At 68.8% G+C, this 3,610-nt stretch carries 3 protein-coding genes and 1 pseudogene; 2 read left to right on the forward strand and 2 right to left on the reverse strand.

Annotation, left to right across the window (positions count from 1 at the left end; all coding sequences use genetic code 11):
- Window positions 1-824: ABC transporter substrate-binding protein (locus tag G3N99_RS36570; RefSeq protein ID WP_241012034.1), on the forward strand; the 824-nt coding region annotated here is incomplete at its 5' end.
- Window positions 825-924: 100 nt separating this feature from the next.
- Here G3N99_RS36570 and G3N99_RS36575 read toward each other — a convergent pair.
- A complete protein-coding gene (locus G3N99_RS36575) occupies window positions 925-2,019 on the reverse strand; it encodes an LLM class flavin-dependent oxidoreductase (RefSeq protein WP_206124790.1) in 1,095 nt (364 codons plus the stop codon).
- 52 nt (window positions 2,020-2,071) lie between these two features.
- On the reverse strand, window positions 2,072-3,037 hold the full coding sequence (locus G3N99_RS36580; RefSeq protein WP_174937726.1) for an ABC transporter substrate-binding protein: 966 nt from the start codon (window positions 3,035-3,037) through the stop codon (window positions 2,072-2,074).
- A 299-nt stretch (window positions 3,038-3,336) separates the two neighbouring features.
- Between G3N99_RS36580 and G3N99_RS36585 the strand changes: the two are divergent.
- Window positions 3,337-3,610, forward strand: a pseudogene (locus G3N99_RS36585) (alpha/beta hydrolase); the annotation flags it as partial.

The raw sequence follows: 3,610 nt of genomic DNA on the forward strand, positions 1-3,610 counted from the left end.
CCGGCCGCCTGCGCGCGCAACCCGACGATGCGGCGATCCGCGCGGCAGCCGGCTACCGCTGGGTACGCGATGGCGCGTTCACGGTCGCGATTTCACCGCACGCGCCGCCCGTGTCGACCTACGCGACCGACGCGCGCACCGTGGTCGGCGCCGATCCCGACTATGCGCAGCTCGTCGCCGACGCGCTCGGCCGCACGCTCGTGCTGCTGCCGATCGCGTGGGCCGACTGGCCGCTCGGGCTGACGTCCGGCAAGTACGATGCGGTGATCTCGAACGTCGGCGTGACCGAGAAGCGCAAGGAGAAATACGATTTCACGACCTACCGGCTCGGGCTGCACGGCTTCTACGTGCGCACCGGCAGCCCGATCGCGAAGCTCGCCGAGCCGAAGGATGTCGCCGGCCTGCGCATCATCACCGGCGCGGGGACGAGCCAGGAGCGCATCCTGCTCGAGTGGAACAAGCGCAACGTGGCGCAGGGGCTGAAGCCGGCCGAGCTGCTCTATTTCGACGACGATGCGGCGTCGCGCGTCGCGCTGCTGTCGGGCCGCGCCGATGCGGAACTGAACCCGAACGCGTCGCTCGCGTACGAGGCCGCGCGCACGGGCAAGATCCGCCGCGTCGGCGTCGTCAATGCGGGCTGGCCGGCCAATGCCGACGTGGCGATCGCGACGCGGCGCGGCAGCGGGCTCGCGCCCGCGCTGACGCTGGCGACGAACGCGCTGATCGGGAGTGGCCGCTATGGGCAGGCGCTTGCGCGCTGGGGCTTGCAGAGCGAGGCGATCGCGCGCGCGGAGACCAATCCGCCGGGGTTGCCGTCGTTCTGAACGCGTCGACGGAGTGGCGCCCGACATGGCATCGCCCCGGCATTCCACGCTGGCAATGCCGGGGTACGTCGAAGCAATATCGTTGGTTGTAGCGCGAAGCCTACGCCGACACCGCCGCGTGATACCGGTCGAGCTCCGCGATATGCGCATGAATCGCCGGAATCAGGTCGCGCCCGTAATCGAGCGCATCGTCCAGCGGATCGAACCCGCGAATCAGGAACGTCGACACGCCGAGCCGGTAATACGCGCCGAGCGCCCGCGCGACCTGCTCCGGCGTGCCGACCAGCGCAGTCGAATTCCAGCGCGCGCCGGTCAGGTTCGCGACGCCCATCCACAGCCGCTCGTCGAGCACGTCGCCCTGCGCGGCCGCCGCCATCAGTCGTTGCGAGCCCGCATTCTGCGGCGCATGGCCGTCGATCGGCTGGCCGTTCGCGAGCCGTGCCGCGCGCACGCGCTCGCGGATCGCCTCGGCCTTCTCCCATGCAGCCGCCTCGGTGCCGGCAACGATCGGCCGGAACGACACGCTGATACCCGGCGCACGCCCGAATGGTGCGGCAGCAGCCCGCACGCGCGCGATCTGCTCGCGCACCGACGCGAGCGGCTCGCCCCACGTCATGTAGACATCGGCATGTTCGCCCGCGACCGCCAGCGCAGCCGGCGACGATCCGCCGAAATAGATCGGCACATGCGGCCGCTGCGCGCCCTTCACGAGCGGCGACGCGCCGCGCAGCCGGTAGAACGCGCCGTCGTGGTCGACCGGCGCGTCGGCCTGCCAGATCCGTTTCAGCACGTCGAGATATTCGCCGGTGCGGCGGTAGCGCGCATCGTGCGGCACGAAATCGCCGTCGCGCTGCAGGTCCGTATCGTCGCCGCCCGACACGACGTTCAGTGCGAGCCGGCCGCCGCTGAACACGTCGAGCGTCGCGATCTGCCGCGCGGCGGCGGACGGCACGATCACGCCCGGCCGGTGCGCGAGCAGGATGCGGATGCGTTCGGTCGCGGCGGCCGCGAACGACGCGACGATGAAGCCGTCCGCCGCGTTGCTGAAATGGCCGACCAGGATCTGGTCGAAGCCGGCGGCCTCGTGCGCCTGCGCGAAGCGGCGCACGTAGTCGGGCTGGACGGCCGCGCCGCCGGGTACATCGACCTCCGCGCCGGGTGTCGCGGTGATCATGCCGATGATGTCGACTGGCATGTCGGGGTGTCCTTGTGGTTCTCGTTTCGAAATCGTGGCCGGGATGGCCCGCTTACTGCGCGGCGGCCGTCTTCTGCGCAGGCGCCGCGAACGCGCCCGCATACGAGCGGTCGAGCAGCTTCGACGTGTCGTACGCTGCCGGAATCACACCGGCCTTGTGCAGGAAGTCCGCCGTGTTCTGCGCGTCCTTCGCGGCCCTCTCGTCGACCGGGCCGACGCGCTGCTTCGCGTTGTTGAGCCAGCGATAAGCGACATCGGGTTCGAGCTTCGCACGCTTCGCCCACAGGTCCGCGTACTCGCGCGGATGGCTGTCGACCCACTGGCGCGCGGCCACCACGCGCCGCAGGAAATCGGTGATCTCGGCGCGCTTGCCGGAGGCAGCCTGCTCGTTCGCGGCAACGAAGCTCAGCGCCGGCATCAGCCCCTGCGCGGTCGTCACGGGCCGCGCGCCCTGCCGCAACGCGAGCGTGCTGACGAACGGCTCCCACAGCGACACCGCATCGACCGAGCCGTTCGCGAGCGCGTTGGTCGCATCGATCGGCATCAGGTACGCGTACTTGACCGAATCCGCGCGCAAGCCCGCGTGTTCGAGCGCGCGCAGCACGAGCTGCTGGCTCCACGCGCCGCGCCACACGGCGATGGTCTTGCCCTGCAGGTCGGCCACGGTGCGCACCGGCGAATGCTTCGGTACGAGAATCGCGACGCCGTCGAGGCTCTGCCGCGACACGGCGACCACCTTCACCGGCGCGCCGCGCGCGGCCAGCGTAAGCAGCGCGGAATCGCCGAGAAAGCCGACGTCGATCGCATTGCCGTTCAGCGATTCGGCAACCGGCGCGGCGGCCTGGAAATGCTTCCACTCGATCGTGTAAGGCAGGTCCTTCAGCACGCCTGACGCCTCCATCGACGCCTGGATGTTGAAGTAGTTCTGTTCACCGACGCGCAGCGTGACGGTGTCTTTGGCCATGCCCTGCTGCGCGGCAAGCGCCAGCAAGAGTGCCGTGACGATTCGGCTCAACAACGTGATCTCCCGGAGGGTTGGCGGGCGGCCGCGCGATGGCGACGCCTCGTGGTCCGCCGTGCACGGCGGCCGGCGGAACGGATTGACCGGTGACGATACGTCGATCTTCATCATGAAACAAACGCAATATTCTTCTATGGAAAGATGCAAATGTTTTATGAATAGGCAGGCATTGCCTGATGCCGCCTGCGACCTTCCGGAGAACCCGGTTCGAATGAATCCTCGACAGATATTTCGTGCGCGAAATAAATCACGGACTATATTTCGCATACGAAATAACTACCCGAGCGAGGATGGCCATGACCTCCCAACCCATCGAGTTTTCCGCCGCCGACGGCTACGCGCTGCGCGGCACACTGTGGTCGCCGGACGCCGAGCCGCGCGCGCTGGTGCTGATCCATCCGGCAACGGCCGTGCCTGAGCGACTGTATGCGGGCTTCGCGCGCTTCCTGACCGAACGCGGCTTCGCGGCACTCACCTACAACTATCGCGGCATCGGCGCGTCTCGCCCCGCGCGCCTGGGCGCGCTGAAGGCCCGCATGCGCGACTGGATGGAACTCGACGTGGGCGGCG

It is taken from the genome of Burkholderia sp. Ac-20392, from assembly GCF_017104585.1.
Taxonomy (GTDB): domain Bacteria; phylum Pseudomonadota; class Gammaproteobacteria; order Burkholderiales; family Burkholderiaceae; genus Burkholderia; species Burkholderia lata.